Annotated in this window: 12 protein-coding genes; 3 read left to right on the forward strand and 9 right to left on the reverse strand. The window is 61.9% G+C overall.

Going from position 1 to position 17,292, the window contains the following annotated elements; genetic code table 11:
- The first annotated feature begins 8 nt into the window (after positions 1-8).
- Genes maiA through DWB85_RS04215 form a run of 3 tightly spaced genes read left to right on the forward strand, consistent with a single transcriptional unit; the run spans position 9 to position 3,070 of the window.
- Positions 9-647: a maleylacetoacetate isomerase gene (gene maiA, locus DWB85_RS04205; protein WP_117952942.1), complete on the forward strand. Its 639-nt coding sequence runs from the start codon at positions 9-11 to the stop codon at positions 645-647.
- A gap of 9 nt (positions 648-656) precedes the next feature.
- Positions 657-2,366, forward strand: coding sequence for an aromatic amino acid hydroxylase (locus DWB85_RS04210; protein ID WP_117952943.1), 1,710 nt, complete (start codon positions 657-659; stop codon positions 2,364-2,366).
- Positions 2,367-2,398: 32 nt separating this feature from the next.
- Positions 2,399-3,070: an SDR family NAD(P)-dependent oxidoreductase gene (locus DWB85_RS04215; RefSeq protein WP_117952944.1), complete on the forward strand. Its 672-nt coding sequence runs from the start codon at positions 2,399-2,401 to the stop codon at positions 3,068-3,070.
- A gap of 67 nt (positions 3,071-3,137) precedes the next feature.
- Here DWB85_RS04215 and DWB85_RS04220 read toward each other — a convergent pair whose 3' ends face one another.
- From DWB85_RS04220 to DWB85_RS04260, 9 genes are all read right to left on the reverse strand, one after another.
- Complete coding sequence (locus DWB85_RS04220; RefSeq protein ID WP_117952945.1) at positions 3,138-4,742, reverse strand: ABC transporter ATP-binding protein; 1,605 nt, start codon at positions 4,740-4,742, stop codon at positions 3,138-3,140.
- Positions 4,739-6,109, reverse strand: coding sequence for an ABC transporter permease (locus tag DWB85_RS04225; RefSeq protein ID WP_117952946.1), 1,371 nt, complete (start codon positions 6,107-6,109; stop codon positions 4,739-4,741). The genes DWB85_RS04220 and DWB85_RS04225 overlap by 4 nt, the downstream gene beginning before the upstream one ends.
- Before the next feature lie 13 nt (positions 6,110-6,122).
- Positions 6,123-7,100: an ABC transporter permease gene (locus DWB85_RS04230; protein ID WP_117952947.1), complete on the reverse strand. Its 978-nt coding sequence runs from the start codon at positions 7,098-7,100 to the stop codon at positions 6,123-6,125.
- The gene (locus DWB85_RS04235) at positions 7,100-9,277 is read right to left on the reverse strand and encodes an ABC transporter substrate-binding protein (protein WP_239017211.1); all 2,178 of its coding nucleotides are present in this window, start codon (positions 9,275-9,277) and stop codon (positions 7,100-7,102) included. Before DWB85_RS04235 ends, DWB85_RS04230 begins: the two co-directional genes overlap by 1 nt.
- 215 nt (positions 9,278-9,492) lie before the next feature.
- Positions 9,493-10,665 carry an acyl-CoA dehydrogenase family protein gene (locus DWB85_RS04240; protein ID WP_117952948.1) on the reverse strand — a complete coding sequence of 391 codons (1,173 nt, stop codon included), beginning with the start codon at positions 10,663-10,665 and terminating at the stop codon, positions 9,493-9,495.
- Between the two features lie 5 nt (positions 10,666-10,670).
- The gene (locus DWB85_RS04245; protein WP_117952949.1) at positions 10,671-12,227 is read right to left on the reverse strand and encodes a flavin-containing monooxygenase; all 1,557 of its coding nucleotides are present in this window, start codon (positions 12,225-12,227) and stop codon (positions 10,671-10,673) included.
- An 80-nt stretch (positions 12,228-12,307) separates the two neighbouring features.
- Entirely contained in the window at positions 12,308-14,032 is a 1,725-nt protein-coding gene (locus DWB85_RS04250; protein ID WP_117952950.1) for an amidohydrolase, read from the reverse strand.
- Positions 14,033-14,166: 134 nt separating this feature from the next.
- The gene (locus tag DWB85_RS04255) at positions 14,167-15,648 is read right to left on the reverse strand and encodes an amidohydrolase family protein (RefSeq protein ID WP_117952951.1); all 1,482 of its coding nucleotides are present in this window, start codon (positions 15,646-15,648) and stop codon (positions 14,167-14,169) included.
- 2 nt (positions 15,649-15,650) lie between these two features.
- Positions 15,651-17,273 (reverse strand): amidohydrolase family protein, encoded by a 1,623-nt coding sequence (locus tag DWB85_RS04260; protein ID WP_117952952.1) that lies wholly within the window; start codon positions 17,271-17,273, stop codon positions 15,651-15,653.
- Between the last annotated feature and the right edge of the window lie 19 nt (positions 17,274-17,292).

A 17,292-nucleotide genomic window follows, 5' to 3' on the forward strand; every position in this document is an offset into this window, starting at 1 on the left:
AGAAGACCGTGCAGCTTTACTCCTACTTTCGTTCGTCCGCCGCTTACCGGGTCCGCATCGCCCTTAATATCAAGGGGCTGGACTACGACTACCTGCCGGTGAACTTGCTGCAGCAGGAGCACAACGCTGAACGGTACCTGGCGCGCAATCCCCAGGGCCTGGTACCGGCGCTGCAACTCGACAGCGGCGAGGTGCTGGCCCAGAGTGTGGCCATCCTGGAGTGGCTGGAGGAGACTTGTCCCGAGCCGGCACTGCTGCCGCTTGACCCGCTGCAGCGCGCCCGCATCCGCTCCATGGTCAACAGCGTTTGCTGTGATATCCACCCGCTGTGCAACGTGGGGGTTCTCAACTACCTGCGCGAGCATTACCAGGTCACGGGAGAGGACTTGCACAACTGGTTCAGCACCTGGATGCATCGCAGTTTCAGGCCCATCGAACAAGCCCTGGCGGCCAGCAACAGCACCTACAGTTTTGGCGAGACCCCCTGCATGGCCGATGTGCTCCTGGTGCCGCAGGTGTTCAATGCCCGTCGCTTTGCCATCGCCCTGGACGATTATCCCCACCTGCAGCGGGTGGTGGATAACTGCGGCCAGCTGCCGGCATTCGCCGCCGCGGCCCCGGAGCGGCAACCGGATGCAAGCGGGTAGGCCAGGCCAATGACCCAGCAAGAGATACTTAACAGTCTGCCCGAGCACCTGCGTCCCTTCGTCAAGGACCAGCACTACGAACGCTATACCGCCAGGGACCAGGCGGTCTGGCGCTTCGTGATGAAGCACCTGACCCGGCAACTGAAAGACTCTGCCCACCCGGTTTATCTCGAGGGCCTGCAACGCACCGGAATCGCCCTGGACCACATCCCCTCCATCGAGGAAATGAACCAGTGCCTGGCGCAACTGGGGTGGCGGGCGGTGGTTGTCGACGGTTTCATTCCGCCAGCCATCTTCATGGAATTGCAGGCCCTCAAAGTGCTGGTGATCGCCCTCGACATGCGCAGTGTAGAGCACATCTTTTACACCCCGGCGCCGGACATCGTCCACGAGTCAGCGGGCCATGCGCCCTTTATCGTCGACATCGACTACGCCGAGTTCCTGCAGAGTTTTGGCGAGGTGGGCATGAAGGCCATTGCCACCCGCGCCGACCTGCAACAGTACGAGGCCATTCGCAAACTGTCCATCCTCAAGGAGAGCCCCGGATCCAGCGCCGCGGAAATCAACGCCGCCGAGGCCGAACTGGAAGCGCTGGCGACTATCGATGACAGCCCCTCAGAGGCCGCCCTGCTCACCCGCCTGCACTGGTGGACGGTGGAGTACGGCCTGGTCGGCAGCGTGGCCGATTACCACATATTCGGCGCCGGGCTGCTGTCATCCCTGGGCGAAAGCGCCAATTGCCTGGACGACAGTGCGGTGAAAAAAATTCCGCTGACCGTCAACGCGGTACTGACCCCCTACGATATCACCCGCGAGCAGCCGCAACTGTTTGTTACCCGCAGCTGCAAACACCTCAGCCAGGTGCTGGAGGAATTTGCCGAGTCCATGTGTTTTCGCCGCGGTGGCGCGTCATCACTGCAGGTCGCCATCGACGCCGGCAGCACCTGCACCGCGCGCTACGACTCGGGTATGCAGGTCAGCGGCAGGTTCTGCGAGGTGCTCTGCGACGCGGTCGGCAACGCCACTTACCTGCGCACCGAGGGCCCAACCCAGCTCGCCTACCGGGACCGGGAGCTCATCGGCCACGGGGTGGACTATCACGCCCAGGGTTTCGGTTCGCCCATCGGCCACCTCAAGGACTTCAGCCGCTGCCTGTCGCTCTATACCATCGACGAATTGAAGGCCCACGATATCGTGATCGGCGAGCGGGCCAGCCTGGAGTACCTGTCCGGCATTACCGTGAGCGGTGTTCTGGATCGCGTGCACCGCCAGGATCATCGCAACCTGGTACTCAGTTTCAGCGACTGCAAGGTACAGGACCTGGACGGGCGCATCCTGTTCGATCCGGCCTGGGGCACCTACGACCTCGCCGTCGGCGCCGCCATCGACTCGGTCTACGGCGGTGTCGCCGACCGGGAGAAGCTGCAACTGTACAAACCCACGCCGGCGACGACGACACCAGCGGGCCAGGAGGATGAGGCGCTCATGGCCTGTTACCGCAGCGTGGCGGAGCTGCGGGGTAAGCAGCCGGACGACAGCCAGATGCAGCAGCTCCACGCCATGCTGTTCACCTACCCGGATGAGTGGCTGCTGCGGGCCGAGATGCTGGAGATCGCCGACCCGGCACTGAAACAGCAGCTGCTGGCCGAGCTTGCCAGCCTGGGAGAGCGTTCGGCACAGCTGTCGCGCTTGACTGCACTGGTGCTTGATTCACAATAGGCGACTCACCCCCAACCCGGGTCCCACAGACCATGCTTGCAAATAATCGAATAGTAATCACCGGCGCGGCCGGCACCCTCGGCCAGGCTGCTGCAAAGGTTGCAAAGGAAAAAGGGGCGGAAGTAATCGGCCTCGATGTGGTGGCAGCCGACTCCCTGGACCACGTGGACAGCTATCACCAGGTCGACCTGCTGGACCGCGCCGCCACCACCAGCTGCTTCACCCGCCTCGGCGATTTTGATGCCCTGCTCAATATTGCCGGCGGCTTCAGCATGGGCATGGACGCCGCCGAACCCAGCGACGAACAGTGGGACTGGATGTTCAGGATCAACGTCACCACCCTGCGCAACGCGGTGATGGCGGCAGTGCCGGTGTTTCGCGACCGCGGCCGCGGCAAGATCGTCAACATCGGCGCCCTGGGCGCCCTTTCCGGCGCCGCTGGCCTCAGCGCCTACTGCTGTGCCAAGTCCTCGGTGATGCGGCTTACCGAAAGCCTGTCCGAGGAGCTCAAGGGCCAGGGCATCAACGTCAACGCGGTACTGCCCAGCATCATCGACACCCCGCCCAATCGCGAGTCCATGCCGGATGCGGACTTCGCCAGCTGGGTGTCAGCGGAGAAACTGGCCCAGGTGCTTTGCTTCCTGGCTTCCGAGGACGCCAGCGCCATCCACGGCGCCCTGCTGCCGGTGAAAGGCCTGGTCTAGTCCGCGGCAACCTGGTGCAGGTCACTCTGCACCAGGGTGGTATGTATTTCCATGGGGCCCTGCCGTTTCAGTCGATACGCGGCACGCTGTTCAGCAGGGCCTGGGTGTAGGGGTGCCGGGGCCGGGTCAGGATTTGCTCGGCACTGCCCTGCTCCACCAGCTTGCCCAGTTGCATCACGCCCACGTGGTGGGCCAGGGTCGGCACGATGGATAAATCGTGAGTGATGAACAGGTAGGAGACCCCGAACTCGCGCTGCAGCTCCTGCAGCAGGTCCAGCACCTCGGAACGGATGCTCACATCCAGGGCGCTGGTGGGCTCGTCACAGATAATCAGCTCGGGCTCCACCGCCAGGGCGCGGGCGATCGCGATACGCTGCAGCTGGCCGCCGGAAAACTCGTGGGGATAGCGGCTGGCGACCTCGGGCCCGAGCTGCACCCGGGTCAGCAGCGCATCGATGCGCTGCTTGCGCTCTTCCCGACTCAGGCCCAGGCCCAGGCTTTCCATGCCCTCGGCGATGATTTCGCCCACCGACAGGCGGGGATTCATCGACGAGTAGGGATTCTGGAAGATCACCTGTATCTGCTTGCGATAAGGCAGCATGGCCTTGCGGTCCAGGTGCTGGATTTCCTGGCCGTTGAATTTCACCGTGCCGCCGGCAACGGACTCCAGGTTGAGAATCGCCCGGCCCAGGGTGGATTTACCACTGCCGGACTCACCCACCAGGGCATAGGTCTCGGCGCGGCCGATATTGAGCGACACACCGTCCACCGCCCGGGTGTAATCGACGGTGCGCTGCAGCACGCCCCGCCGTATCGGGAAGTGCACCTTGACCTCGTCCAGCCTCAGCAGCGGCTGTTCGCTTGCAATGCTCTGGAAATGAGTGAGGTCAGGCAAGGCGTCGATCAACCGGCGGCTGTACGCCTGCTGCGGATTGTGAAAGAAATCGTCGACACTGGCGCGTTCGATGATCTCGCCGCGGTACATGACGCCGACATCGTCAGCGGTATTGCGCACCACCCCCATATCGTGGGTGATCAGCAGCACCGCCAGCTGGCGCGACCGGGTCAGGTCGCGAATCAGCTTCAAGACCTGCTCCTGGATGGTCACGTCGAGGGCGGTGGTGGGTTCGTCGGCGATCAATACCTCCGGCTCGCAGGCCAGGGCCATGGCGATCATCACCCGCTGCTGCTGGCCACCGGAGAGCTGGTGGGGGTAAAAACTGAAGCGCTGGTCCGGATCGGGAATACCCACCTCGGTGAACAGCTGCACCACTCGCTGGCGCAAGGCATCGCCGCGCAGCACGGTATGCAGCTTCAGGGTTTCCGCGACCTGCTGGCCCACGGTCTGCACCGGGTTGAGGGCGGTCATGGCGTTCTGGAAGATCATCGCCACCCGCCGCCCGCGGACATTGCGCATGGCCGACTCGGACAGGGCGAACAGGTCCTGCTCGCCCACCTGCACGGCACCCGCGGTGATTTCCAGCGCCTCCGGCAGCAGCCGCATCGCCGCCATGGAGGTCACCGACTTGCCGCTGCCGGACTCACCCACCAGGGCGAATATGCGCCCGGCCTGCAGCTCCACCGACACGCCCTTGAGAATTTCAGTGCCACTCTCGGCCAGGGCTACCCGCAGGTTCTGGATGCGCATACGCACGTCGTTTTGCTGGCTCATGCGTCAGACCTCCGGTTGGCGGTTCGCGGGTCGAAGGCATCGCGCACCAGGTCGGAGAACAGGTTGGCTGCCAGTACCAGGATAAACATGAAGAAGAAGGCGCCGGTGAGCGTCCACCAGACCGCCGGTTCCCGCGACAGTTCCGAGCGGGCGCCGTTGATCATGTTGCCCCAGCTGCCCATGGAGGGGTCAATACCGACGCCGATGTAGGACAGTACCGCCTCCGCCAGCACCAGGGCGGAAAAATCGAGGACAAAGGTAATGAGGATAATGTGCACCACGTTGGGCAGGATATGCCGGCTGAGAATGCGGAAGTGGCTGACGCCGAAGGCGTGGGCCGCCTGCACATAGCCGAGCTGGCTGATCTTCAGCGTTTCCGCCCGGATCAGGCGGCACAATGTGGACCAGCTGGTCACCCCGAGGATAAAACACAGGGCGATAAATTTGGCGTCGGCCTTCTCCATGCCGATGGAGAAAAAGTCCGGGTTGAGGTCTATGTAGACCTGGAACAATAGCACCGACGCCGCGATCAGCAGAATGCCGGGAATCGAGCTCAGGGTGGTGTACAGGTACTGCACCACGTCGTCCACCCAGCCCTTGAAGTAGCCCGCCATAACGCCCAGCGACACCGCAATGGGCAGCATCACCAGGGTCGACAGGGTGCCCAGCAGCACGCCGGTACGAATGCCCTTGAGGCTCTGGTAGGCGACGTCGGCGCCACCGCGGTCGGTGCCGAGCACATGGTAGTAATGGCTGATGCTAACCAGCCAGGTGAAGAAACAGATCACCACCAGCTGCACGCCCCAGGAGGCGTGCCAGGGATTGGGACTATGGCGCAGCAGCAGCCACTGCGGGGCGATGACGATGGCCGCAATCAGCAGCCCCCAGAGCAGCGCCACCAGGCTCTTGGCCAGCACATCGCCCGCCTGATCCGCGGGACCGGCCAGGTGGGTGCCGGCGTGCTTGAGCTGTGGAAAATCACGAATGGAATTGCCGGCCGCGTCCTTCATGTTTTGCTTTTCAAAGGACTTCAGCGCAAACGGCGCCGAGTAGGTGCGCTCGAAGCGGTCACCCATCCCCTGCAGCATCACATCGAGGACACTGGTGACCTTGTTGTCGTAAAACACCTCCTCGGTCTGCAGGCCCTCCGGGTTCTCCAGGGCCTGGCGGAAATGCAGCGAGTCAAGCAGGGCCACGCCAACATAGGTGATGATGATGGTAAAAGCGATCATGCCCAGGCGGGAGGAAAACACCTGGCCCCAGCGCTCGCGGGTTTGCGGGTCTTGCCGCAGTTTATAGAAGAAGATCACCAGGGCGATGACCAGCATGAAAATCAGGGCGTCGGACCACAGCAGAACAGGTTTCATTCGCGTGCAGCCCTCAGTTCAGCCGGACCCGGGGGTCAGCCCAGGTATAGGAAATATCGGTGAGAATCAGGCCGACGATGTACAGGATGGAGCCGATGAACACCATGCTGCGCACAATGGCGAAATCCTGCGACTTGATGGCGTCGAGCATGTAACTACCGAGGCCCGGTATGCCGAAGAAGGATTCGATCAACAGGCTGCCCATGAACAGTGCCGGAACCAGTACCACCACCCCGGTGAGAATGGGGATAAGCGCGTTGGGCAGGATGTGCCTGAACAGGATACTGATCTCGCTGGCGCCCTTGGCCCGGGCGGTGCGCACATAGTCCTGGTTGGCCTCCTCCAGGAACAGGGTGCGGTACCAGCGCGCCCCCGAGCCTATGCCCGCCACCACGCCGACCAGGACCGGCAGTATCAGGAAGCGCCAGACCTGGCCCTCGCTGTGGAAGCCGGACACAGGCACCAGTTTCCAGGTCTTGGCCACCAGGTACTGGCCGCCGATGATGTAGAACAGGTAGGAAATCGACATCAGGGCGACGAACACGAACACCGCCCAGCGGTCCAGCCGGGTACCGTGAAACATCACCACCATCAGCGCCACGCAGATGTTGACCCAGATACCCACCGCAAAGGTGGGCAGCGCCACCGCCAGGCTGGGCCACATGCGGGTGGAGACGTCGGTGGTGATATCCCGGCCGCTCTCGGAACGGCCGAAATCGAAGGCGAACAGGCGCACCGACTTGTTGAAGAAGATGGTCTCGGTCACCGCGCCGAGCCCCTCGGCTGCATCGTTGATGAACAGCGGCTTGTCGTAACCGTTCTTGATCTTCCACTTCTCGATGGCCTCAGGGGTGACGTACTTGTCCCCCAGCTGCGACACCGCCATGTCGTCCGGGGAGTTGACCACGAAAAACAGGGTGAAGGTTAACAGGTTCACCCCGATCAGGATCGGGATGGCGTAAATCAGGCGTCTGATGATGTAGGCGAGCATTAGTTATTATCCGATCTGCGGGCGGTAGCGTTCTGGCGGCGGCGATAGGCGGTAATCCCCGGCAGCACCAGCGCGGCGACCAGCAGCGCGCCGGCATACAGCGGCCAGGTCACCGGCTGGTTCCACTCGGCGCGCTTGCGCTGGCGCATGTCGTCGTCGATGTTGATGTACTTGAGGGTGGCCTTGGAAATGCCGTGGCGCTTGGTATTGCTGACCCAGGGATTGCTGAGGTAAATATCCTTGGGGTAGAAGGCATACAGCCAGACCGCCTCGCGACGGAAAATTTCCACCATCCGGGCGACCATCACGTCCCGCTCCGGGCCGGGCGGGGTGACCCGCACCTGGCGGAACAGCTCGTCGTACTCCTCATTCTCGAAGTTCGAGTTGTTGGCGCCGTCGCATTTGCAGTTGAGCGGCCCCTCGGGGCTGTACAGCAGGAACAGGAAGTTTTCCGGGTCCGGGTAATCTGCCAGCCAGCCGTAGGAGTAGATCTGGGTATTGCCGGTGAGCAGCTTCTCCCGGGTCCGGTTCCAGTCCGCGGGGCGGTACTCGATCTGCACGCCGATCTGGCCGAAGATACGGTCCATCCAGTTCATCTGGGTATTGCTGATGGCCTGGGACTGCACGTCGATAAACAGCTTCAGTGGCTCGCCGGTGCGGGCGTCGCGGCCGTTGGGATAACCCGCCTCCGCCAGCAGCTGCTTCGCCTCCTCGATGGAGCGGCGCACCGGCTCCCCGTCTATCCACTCATGGGTATAGGGATTCATGCCCGCCTCCCCCTTGAGGTGGCCGGCAATGCCTGGGGGGATGATGTTGTGGGCAGTAATGCCGTTGCCCTTCCTGAAAATCGCCAGGTACTCCTCGACATTGAATACGATTTGCAGGGCCCGGCGGAGCTTGCGCTTTTCCTCGGTGTAGCCGCCGACCACCGGGTCGCGCATGTTGAAGCCGTAATAGTAGATACCGGGCTTCACGTCCGGATCCATCTTGATGCCGTGGTCGGCGATTTCCGGCGACATCTCCACCCCGTCGGGGCCCACCACAAAGGCCTGGTCGAACATGCTGTTGGTGTTGCCGTGGTTCTCGCCGGAGCGGTCGTAGTAGCCCTGCAGGAACTTGGTCCACAGCGGCAGCACTTCCTTTTCCAGGCGGAACACGATGCGATCCACCAGCGGCAGCCGCTTGCCCGCGTCATCCAGGTTGCCCGCCTTCCGGTCGCCCGGCTCACCCTCGCTGGGGAAAAAGTCAGCGCGGAAATTCGGGTTGCGGGCCAGCACGATTTCACTGTTGGGGTCGTTGCGGACCATCATGAAGGGCCCCGAGCCCACCGGCCACCAGTCCAGGGTCAGGTTGCGGTCGATAAAACCCGGGTTTTTATAGAAGCGGTCGGCTTCCGGGGGAATGGGCGAGAAAAACCGCATCGCCAGCCAGTAGACAAACTGCGGATAGCGGCCGTGGATGGTGATGTTCAGGGTGCGCTCGTCGACTATTTCCAGCCCCGCCATGTCGAAATTGTCCAGGTTCAGCCAGCCGTCGCGCTCGACCCCGGCCAGCTCCTCGGTCAGCGCTTTCATGCCGACAATGTACTGGGCCATGAACGACAGCATGGGCGAGCCGAGTTCCGGGTCGGCCATGCGCTTGATGCCGTAGGCATAGTCATTGGCCCTTACCCGCCGGTCTCCGGTTTGCGGGAAATCGGGGATCTGGCTGTAGCGGGAGCCCTCACTGGCCGAATCGAACAGGTACAGCGGCTCACCCCGGGCATCGGTGGCGAACGCCGGATGCGGCTGGTAGTGGGCGTCCTCGCGCACGGTGAGGGTGTAGCGGGTATAGGCCAGGCTCTCATCGTCCTCGCTGACTTCATTGCCGTCGGCGTCGAGGAAGGTCAGCGCCGGAGCCTGCTCGATGCCCAGGGGAATCAGCTCGTAGGGGCGCTTGAGAAAGTGGTAGCCCAAGGGTGATTCATAGATCTGGCTGAGAATCAGGTTCTCGTCCGAGGCATAGGAAATTGCCGGGTCCAGGTGCTTGGGTGGGGCCGGTGACATCATCGACTGGTAGACCAGCTCCCCTTCCGGATTGGGCGGATGGGGGTTGTTCCAGGGGCCTTTACCGCATCCGGATAGGAGCAGTACAGCCGCCAGGCCAAGGGCAGCGCGCGCGGCGCACAGGATATTCATAGATACGAAACCTGGTATGTTGTTGTTATCGGCGCTTGTGGCGCCAGCGGGCAAGGGTACATGGACTGCTCGTGAGTCTCAATGCCGATATGCCCCGGTCTTACCCCTGAGACGGTTGAGGCGGCCTTTTCCTCAACCGGTTTTCGCCGGGCCCGCGCAGGCGGCTGCCGCCCGGCACAGGGGGAGCCAGAGTAAGTACTACGAAGGGCTGGCCCTCACAGCCCCAGCTGGCGGGCCGTCAGGTCGCGCATGATTTCTTCCGACCCACCGCCGATGGCCAGTACCCGAACTTCCCGGTACAGGCGCTCGGTCTTGCACTCCCGCATGTAGCCGATACCGCCCAGTATCTGCATGGCTTCGCGGGCGCAGAATTCCATGGTCTCGGTGGCCTGGACCTTGAGCATGGAAATGTCCTGCACCTTCAGCGCTCCCTGGTTGTGCTGCCAGGCGCAGATATCGCGATAGGCCTGGGTGGCGTTGATGCGCTTGTACATTTCGGCGAACTTGTGGCGGATGACCTGGTGCCTGGCCAGCGGCCGGCCGAAGGTCTCACGCTCCTGCGCCCATTGCGCCGCCTCCTCGAAACAGACCCTGGCGGCGGCCAGCGCCAGAGAGGCAATGCCCAGGCGCTCGCTGTTGAAGTTTGACACGATGGGCAGAAAGCCCTGGTTTTCCTCACCGATGAGATTCGCAACCGGCACCTTCACATTTTCGAGGTAAATGGTCGCGGTGTCAGAGCACCACCAGCCCTGCTTCCTGTCCAGCTTGGTCCGGGAGACACCCGCTGCATCCATCGGTATCAGCAACAGGGAGATGCCGCCCGCGCCATCGCCGCCGGTGCGCACCGCCGTCGTCAGCCAGTCGGCGCGCATGCCGCCGGAGATAAAGGTCTTCGAGCCATTGACCAGGTAATAATCCCCCTCCTTCCTGGCGCTCGTTTTGATCGCGGCCACATCCGAGCCCGCGCCCGGCTCGGTGATACCCAGGGAGATGCGCTTCTCGCCGCTCAACACCGGCGGCAGCACCGCCTGCCGGGTCGCCTCACTGGCGAAATTTGCCACCGGTGGCAGGCCAATACCGTGCACCATCAGCGAGGACGAGATGCCGGTGGCGCCACACCTGGCGAGCTCCTCCGAGGCCACCACGGCGTGAAACTCGTCGATGCCCTCGGACACCCCGCCATATTCTTCCGGGTAGCCCAGCTGCAGCAGGCCTATGTCCGCGGCCTTGGGCCACAGTGCCAGCGGCACCTCACCCTGCTCCTCCCACTGGTCGATATAGGGTGTTATTTCCTGCTCCACAAAGCGCCGCACCTGCTGGCGCCACTGCTGATGGGACTCGTTATAAAACGGACTCGCCAGACACAGCGAATCAAACTGGATAGTCAATCTTGTTACCTCGCGGATAGTTCAGGCTCAGGGTTTAACGTGCCGGCAATACTGCAGGATTCACTGCGCTGGCCATCGTACACAAACTCGGGCCCATTGAGGTCGGTGGCCGGGATCTGCTCGCGTTCAACCCAGTAATCCTGGTTGTGGCGCCACTCGGGCTTGTTGCCGCGGCTGGGAAGCTTGTCCAGGTCGCGCATCAGGTAGTTGGGGTTGAACTCCTCCTCCGCTATCCAGGGCAGAATGTCCATGTCCCTGTCTTCATCGCGCAGGCGGACTTCCACCCGCTGTGCCCCGCGCTCATCCATGTTGTGCAGCAGTTGGCAGACCAGCTTGCCCAGCATATCCACCCGCAGGGTCCAGCTGGCGCGGAAGTAACCGAATACCCAGACCATGTTGGGCACCCCGGTGAACATCATGCCCCGGTAATTCACCGTGTCGTGCCAGTTCACTGGCTCGCCATCGACCTCGAAGGGAATACCACCCATCACCAGCAGCTTGAACCCGGTGGCGGCAACGATGATATCCGCTTCGATTTCCTCGCCCGAGGCAGTGCGCACGCCCGTCTCGGTGAAGCTCTCCAGGGTATCGGTCACCACCGTCAGCTTGCCGTCCACCGCGGCCCTGAAGATATCGGCCTGCGGGCAAAACGCCAGCCGCTGCTGCCAGGGCCGGTAACGCGGAACAAAATGCGGCTCGAACTCGAAGTCCTCACCCACGTAACTGCGGATCTGCTGGCGCAGCAACTCGATCATGGTGTCGGGGTCGGATTCGGCGAGGCGGCTGATCTCGTACTGGTGGTAAATGAGGTCGGCGCGCACCACGCGGTGTATGGTCTCGTCATCGATGCCGATCAGGCGCAGCCGATCCGCCAGCTCATTGCGATTTTCATCGCAGTAAAAGTAGGTGGGCGAACGCTGCAGCATGGTCACGTGGCTGGCGGTTTTGGCGAACTCCGGAATGACGGTAGCGGCCGTTGCCCCGGAGCCGATCACCAGCACCTTCTTGCCGGCGTAATCGATAGCGGGGTCCCACTGCTGGGCATGCACCAGCAGGCCCTGGTACTGATCCATGCCGGGCCAGTCGGGAAGATAGGGATGCTCGTGATCGTAGTAGCCCTGGCACATCCACAGAAAGCCACAGCTGAACTGCAGCTGCTCGCCATCGGCCAGCCGGGTTACCTCCAGGCGCCAGAGATTGTCGGCGCTGGACCAGCGGCAGGCGGTGATACGGTGGCCGTAGCGGATATGGCGATCCAGGTCGTTCTCGGCGATGACCTCGCCCATGTAGTTCAGGATTTCTTCCCCGGTGGCGATGGGGTGGCCCACCCAGGGCTTGAACTCGTAGCCAAAGGTATACAGGTCCGAGTCGGAACGCACCCCGGGGTACTTGTGGGTCTCCCAGGTACCGCCGAAGGTATCTTTCATCTCGAGGATGGTGAAACGCTTCTCCGGGCAGTTTTGCTGCAGGTGATAGGCGGAACCGATACCCGAAATACCGGCACCGACGATGATTACCTCAAAGTGCGTACCTTCATTACCGCTTGCGCTTGCTTCTGCCATGGCCAGGATATTCCCCTCAGTAAGGTGTTATTGACGGACAACACCCTAGCACATTCATTTGCCTGAATTCATTGCGGCTTTCACCTGGTCGCCGGCTGTAACCTGCCCTCGAGTACCGTACCCCAGACGTCGATATCCTTGATTGCCTCGGGTTTCACCGCAAAGGGGCTGGTCGCCAGCACAGTGAAATTGGCGCGCTTGCCCGCTGTAATACTGCCGATCTCGTTTTCCAGGCGCAGGGAATACGCCGCATCGAGAGTCACCGCCCGCAGCGCCTGCTCGACACTGATGCCGAGGTCGGGCTTGGCCACCCTGCCGGAAAAGGTGGTCCGGTTAACCGCCGCCCACATCAGGTACAGGGGCCGCGCAGGTGCCATTGGCATATCCGAGTGCAGCGAGAAGGAAACACCCGCCCTGGCAACATCCCCGAGGCGAACCATCTCATTGGCCCGCTCCGGCCCGACACCGAACTTGCTGTACTGGTCCGCCAGGGCCACGGTGTAGTAGGGATTGGCACTGACAATGGCGCCCAGCGCTGCGATACGCTTGACCTGGGCCGGGGTGGAAAAGCCAAAGTGCACAATCGTTGTGCGGTGATCCTGCCGTGGGTTGCGCTGCATGTTCTCTTCCAGCACATCGAGTACCCGTTCCAGCCCCTCGTCACCATTCTGGTGGACATGTATCTGGTAACCGGCATCCCAGTAGGTGCGGAAGGCGTCGCGGTAAACGGCCTCGTCCATCAGCCACTCGCCGTGATGGCCGTCGAGATAGCCGTCCTGCATCTGCATCAACTGACTGAAGATGGCGCCATCGGCGAACAGCTTGACCTGTTGGGGCAGGAATGCCGTGTGGCCCTCGGCGCCACGTTGCACCGCCGCGGTCGCCGCCAGCAACTCATCCCCGGTGTACTTCAGGGTCAAAGAACGGCCATCGGGAATGAAGTAGAAGCGAAACGGCGTATCGGTGTCCCCCAGCACGGCAATCTGCTGGGGATAAAACCCGGAGACCCCACCCGGCTCCGCCGAGGTGGTAACGCCCGCCTGGTGCAGGTAGTGCTCGGTCATCTCGATACCGGCGCGCAATTTTTCCGGGGCTGCTATAAGCGGCAAAATCCGCGGCGAAATAAAGTCCATGGCACCCCTTTCCCAGAAGTGGCCCTTATCGAAATTGATCTGCGCTCTGATGTTTTCCGGGCTCGCGGCGACGGACTCCCGGGTAACCTCAGCCAGTGAGAGGGCCGCCGTGTTGAGAATAAATTCATGGCCGGAGCGATGCCAGATGACGATCGGACGCACCGAGGACACCTCATCGAGGTCCTCCCGCGTCAGTTCACCGTGGAAATAATGATGAAATCCCCAGGAGACAAGCGGTTCAGTCGGCGAGCCCAGGGCGGCCTCGACCGCCCGCAATCGGGCAAAGTAAGCCTGCCTGTCCCTGGCCGCGGGAAACGTCGTTTCCGGCAGCTCCCACTCCTCAATGGAAATAACCTGGGAGCCCAGTGTCAGCGCGCTCAGTACCGGATGAATATGCTGCTCGATCAGCCCCGGAACGATGACTTTGTCCGCAAAACGCTCATCCACAACAGCGGAATCGCCGGCCAGGGCCTGCATATCCTGTAGCGTACCCACACCCATGATACGCCCGTCGGCGACGGCCACCGCCTCTGCCCGGGGCTGCTGCGGGTCCATGGTAACGATTTCCCTGGCCAGATATATCTGTACGGCGGATTCCTGGCGCGCAGAGACCTGGGCGGCAAGACCCAGCAAAACAGCGACTACCATGCCGATGGTGATTGTGCGGATCATGCCTGTTCCTCTTCGCTTACTGCATATTGTCTGGATAGTGCCGGGCCATGCTACCACCACACCCCGGGCAAGTGACACGCAGATGCCCTGGCCGTGTATAGGGTGCTTTCAAGCGATACCATGCCTACCCAGGTTCACTGCTGCGGTCGGCCAAGGATTTTTCGTCCCGGGTAGCGGCCCTCGATACGCACCGAGTCCTGCACCACCTGCCGTCCGCCGACGATGACATGTTCTATCCCGGTGGGCTTCTGGTAGGGGTCACCGTAGGTCGCGTTGGCCGCAACCGTGGCGGGATTGAAGATGACAATGTCCGCGTCCATGCCTTCCCGCAGGCGCCCTTTCTTCGCAAATGCTGGTGAGGCCTGTTCCATCCACCGGGCCTGGTGCAGGCTCATTTTTGCCAGCGCTTCGCTCAGGGACAACAGGCCGGTATCGCGCACATAGTGGCCCAGTACCCGGGAAAAGGTGCCCGCGACATTGGGATTGGCCAGGATATCCAGGTCCAGTGCGGGCAGCGCATCGGTGGAGATCATCATTCCGGGCCACTTCATGGCCGTCTCCATCCACGGCTCCTTCACGTAATGGTGGTTGACCATGCCAGTGGGCTGTTCCCGGGCGTACTTTTCCCAGGTTTCCCGGGTGAGCCACTCGCCGGTGGCGACCCACTGTACGTCCTCGTAGCTGATGTCGAATATCTTCTGCCAGTCCCGGCGCCGGAACACATCGGCGGAAATGCCGGTACCCCCGGCCGCGTAGGACAGTGTTTCAGTGGTGATATTGGCCCCGGCGGCATTGGCCGCATCGATCATCGCCAGCCAGTCGCCGATCCGTCCCATCGCATTGTGAGTGATGTGGCAAATGAACAGCGCGGCTCCGGTCTCTGTCGCAAGATCCAGCACCTCAACGAGACCGGCGGGATCTCCGGTGTAGCCTCGGCGCACGTGGACGAAAATGGGCACCTCCCGATCGGCGGCCACGTCAAACAGCATGCGCAGTTCCGCCTCCGAAACCGCCGCGGTCATGTAATCGAGCAATACGCCAATACCCAGACCGCCGTCGTCAATGCCCTGGTTCACCATAGCGCGCATGGTCTGGATTTGCTCGCCAGTGGCCGGCTGCACCCAAGCGGGACCGCCCATCTTCCCAAGTTTATGCCCCATAAACAGGTAGGGCTGGTCGACACCTTCGATCACCTTGATACGGATGGCGAAATGCCCGACCGAAGTACCGTAATTCAGCTGCGCACCGCCGCTGTAGTGCTCGCCGTAAAAACTGACGGGATAGGACCCTGCCTCCAGTTCCAACTGGGTGGTCACCCCGTCCAGCAGGTTCATGTGCTGGCCCAAGAGCGTGGGTGTATGGCTGTGGACATCGATAAAGCCGGGCGCCACTAACAGGCCGCTGGCGTCGATACTGCGCTTGCCGGCGAGGGGCTTGTCCGAGACAGCAACAATGGTGCCGCCATTGACACCCACGTGACGGATCGCATCCAGTTGCGTCTCCGGGTCGATGACCCGGCCATTGGCGATCACCAGGTCGTAGTCCTCTGCGGCAAGCGGCGCCGCGAGCGCAGCAAGCAGGTACAGCAGGACTATTCCGCATTTTATCCTTGGCATGGTTATATTTCTCCTTCCCGGGCTTTCTGTTCCTCCACCAGGCGGCGCACATCGGCCAACATCTTTTCGGCGTCGAACACGATACCGTCCTTGATGGTATAGAGAATACCCCGGGTGCGTTCCATTGTGCCGGTATCGGTATTGAGTTTCTGATGCCCGGTGCCATAGAGCACCTTGAAATTGGCCAGCGGATTCTCGTTGACGATTACCAGATCGGCTTTCTTGCCGACCTCGATGGAGCCGGTCTCCCCCGCTATGCCCACGACTTCCGCCCCGTTCAGGGTGGCGGCCTGCAGCACTTCCAGGGGATGAAACCCCGCTTCCTGCAGCAATTCCAGCTCACGCACATAACCGAAGCCGTACATGCCATAGAGGAAACCGGAATCGGAGCCCACCGTGACCCGGCCACCGGCATTCTTGTAGTCGTTGACGAAACTCATCCAGAGCCGGTAGTTGTTGCGCCAGGCCACTTCATCGGCGGTGGTCCAATCGAAATGAAAGGAACCATGGATTCGGGGATTGGGTTCAAAGGCGCGAGCCATATAGGGCATCGTGTACTGGTCATGCCATTCCGCCCGCCTGGCGCGCATGGTATCCCGGTTTACCTCATAAACAGTGAAGGTGGGATCGAGGGTAAAATCCAGGCCGATCAGCTCATCGATAGTCGAGGTCCAGGGCTCTGAACCCGGGGCCGCGGTTTGTTGCCACAGTCGCCCGGCCTCGGAAAACCGGTCCTGTTCGTTATTGTAGTTGTAGCTGTCTGGGTAATCCTGGACCCGGCGGTCACGAAACATCGCCTCGGGCAGGCCATACCAGTGTTCCATGCTGTCCAGGCCCATGCGCGCCGAATCCAGCACGTTCATTCTCGCTACGGAAACCTGCGAGTGATGATACATGGTTCTCATCCCGAGCTTTCTCGCCTCGCCCATGGCGGCCTCAATCACCGCCGGTGCAGCGCCGAGAAACTTGATGCCGTCGGCGCCCTTCCTGCGCACCGCCCTCACCCAGTTGCGCGCCTCATCCGGGGAACTCATGGTCTCCGGAAACAGCGCATATACCTTGATACGGGGCGCGGCGATTTCACCACTGTCGCTGCGCTGCTTATGATCGAGAGTCCACTGCAGGCCCATTAAGGCGCCGGGTTCCCTGACCGTGGTGATACCGTGGGCCAACCACAGTTTGGCGACATACTCCGGGTTCGTGAGTGCGCCGCCAAATGCGTGGCTTGGCGTGCCGAAATGGGCGTGTGCGTCGATCAGTCCGGGGATTACATATTGTCCCGAGGCATCGATGACCCTGGTATCCGCATCGTAATCTTCCTCGCCGAGATGCAACGATCCGGTACCACCACCGCGCAGGTCGACGATCCGGTCACCTTCTATCACAATCGTGACCGGACCCTGGGTCGGCGCACCGGCACCATCGATGACGTTGGCATTCTTTATCACCAGGCGCTTGAACGGCCCTTCGCTCTCGTCCCCCCGCGGAGGCGCCACTCCGGGAGCTGCTACCCCCATGGCAAGCACGCTGGAGATCACTTCCTCCCCCGGGTCCACCTGGCCGGCAACGGCCAGGCACGGCAGCAGTAACAGATTTATCGCAGCCTTGTGTATTAAACCTTTCATCGACGCAATCCTTCTAAAG

The organism is Seongchinamella sediminis (assembly GCF_003457605.1).
GTDB classification, from domain to species: Bacteria; Pseudomonadota; Gammaproteobacteria; order Pseudomonadales; family Halieaceae; genus Halioglobus; species Halioglobus sediminis.

Coding starts and splice junctions, on each gene's coding strand:
- DWB85_RS04210 (WP_117952943.1), top strand. CDS start 657: ATGACCCAGCAAGAGATACTTAACAGTCTGCCCGAGCACCTGCGTCCC.
- DWB85_RS04215 (WP_117952944.1), top strand. CDS start 2,399: ATGCTTGCAAATAATCGAATAGTAATCACCGGCGCGGCCGGCACCCTC.
- DWB85_RS04220 (WP_117952945.1), bottom strand. CDS start 4,742: ATGAGCCAGCAAAACGACGTGCGTATGCGCATCCAGAACCTGCGGGTA.
- DWB85_RS04225 (WP_117952946.1), bottom strand. CDS start 6,109: ATGAAACCTGTTCTGCTGTGGTCCGACGCCCTGATTTTCATGCTGGTC.
- DWB85_RS04230 (WP_117952947.1), bottom strand. CDS start 7,100: ATGCTCGCCTACATCATCAGACGCCTGATTTACGCCATCCCGATCCTG.
- DWB85_RS04235 (WP_239017211.1), bottom strand. CDS start 9,277: ATGAATATCCTGTGCGCCGCGCGCGCTGCCCTTGGCCTGGCGGCTGTA.
- DWB85_RS04245 (WP_117952949.1), bottom strand. CDS start 12,227: ATGGCAGAAGCAAGCGCAAGCGGTAATGAAGGTACGCACTTTGAGGTA.
- DWB85_RS04250 (WP_117952950.1), bottom strand. CDS start 14,032: ATGATCCGCACAATCACCATCGGCATGGTAGTCGCTGTTTTGCTGGGT.
- DWB85_RS04255 (WP_117952951.1), bottom strand. CDS start 15,648: ATGCCAAGGATAAAATGCGGAATAGTCCTGCTGTACCTGCTTGCTGCG.
- DWB85_RS04260 (WP_117952952.1), bottom strand. CDS start 17,273: ATGAAAGGTTTAATACACAAGGCTGCGATAAATCTGTTACTGCTGCCG.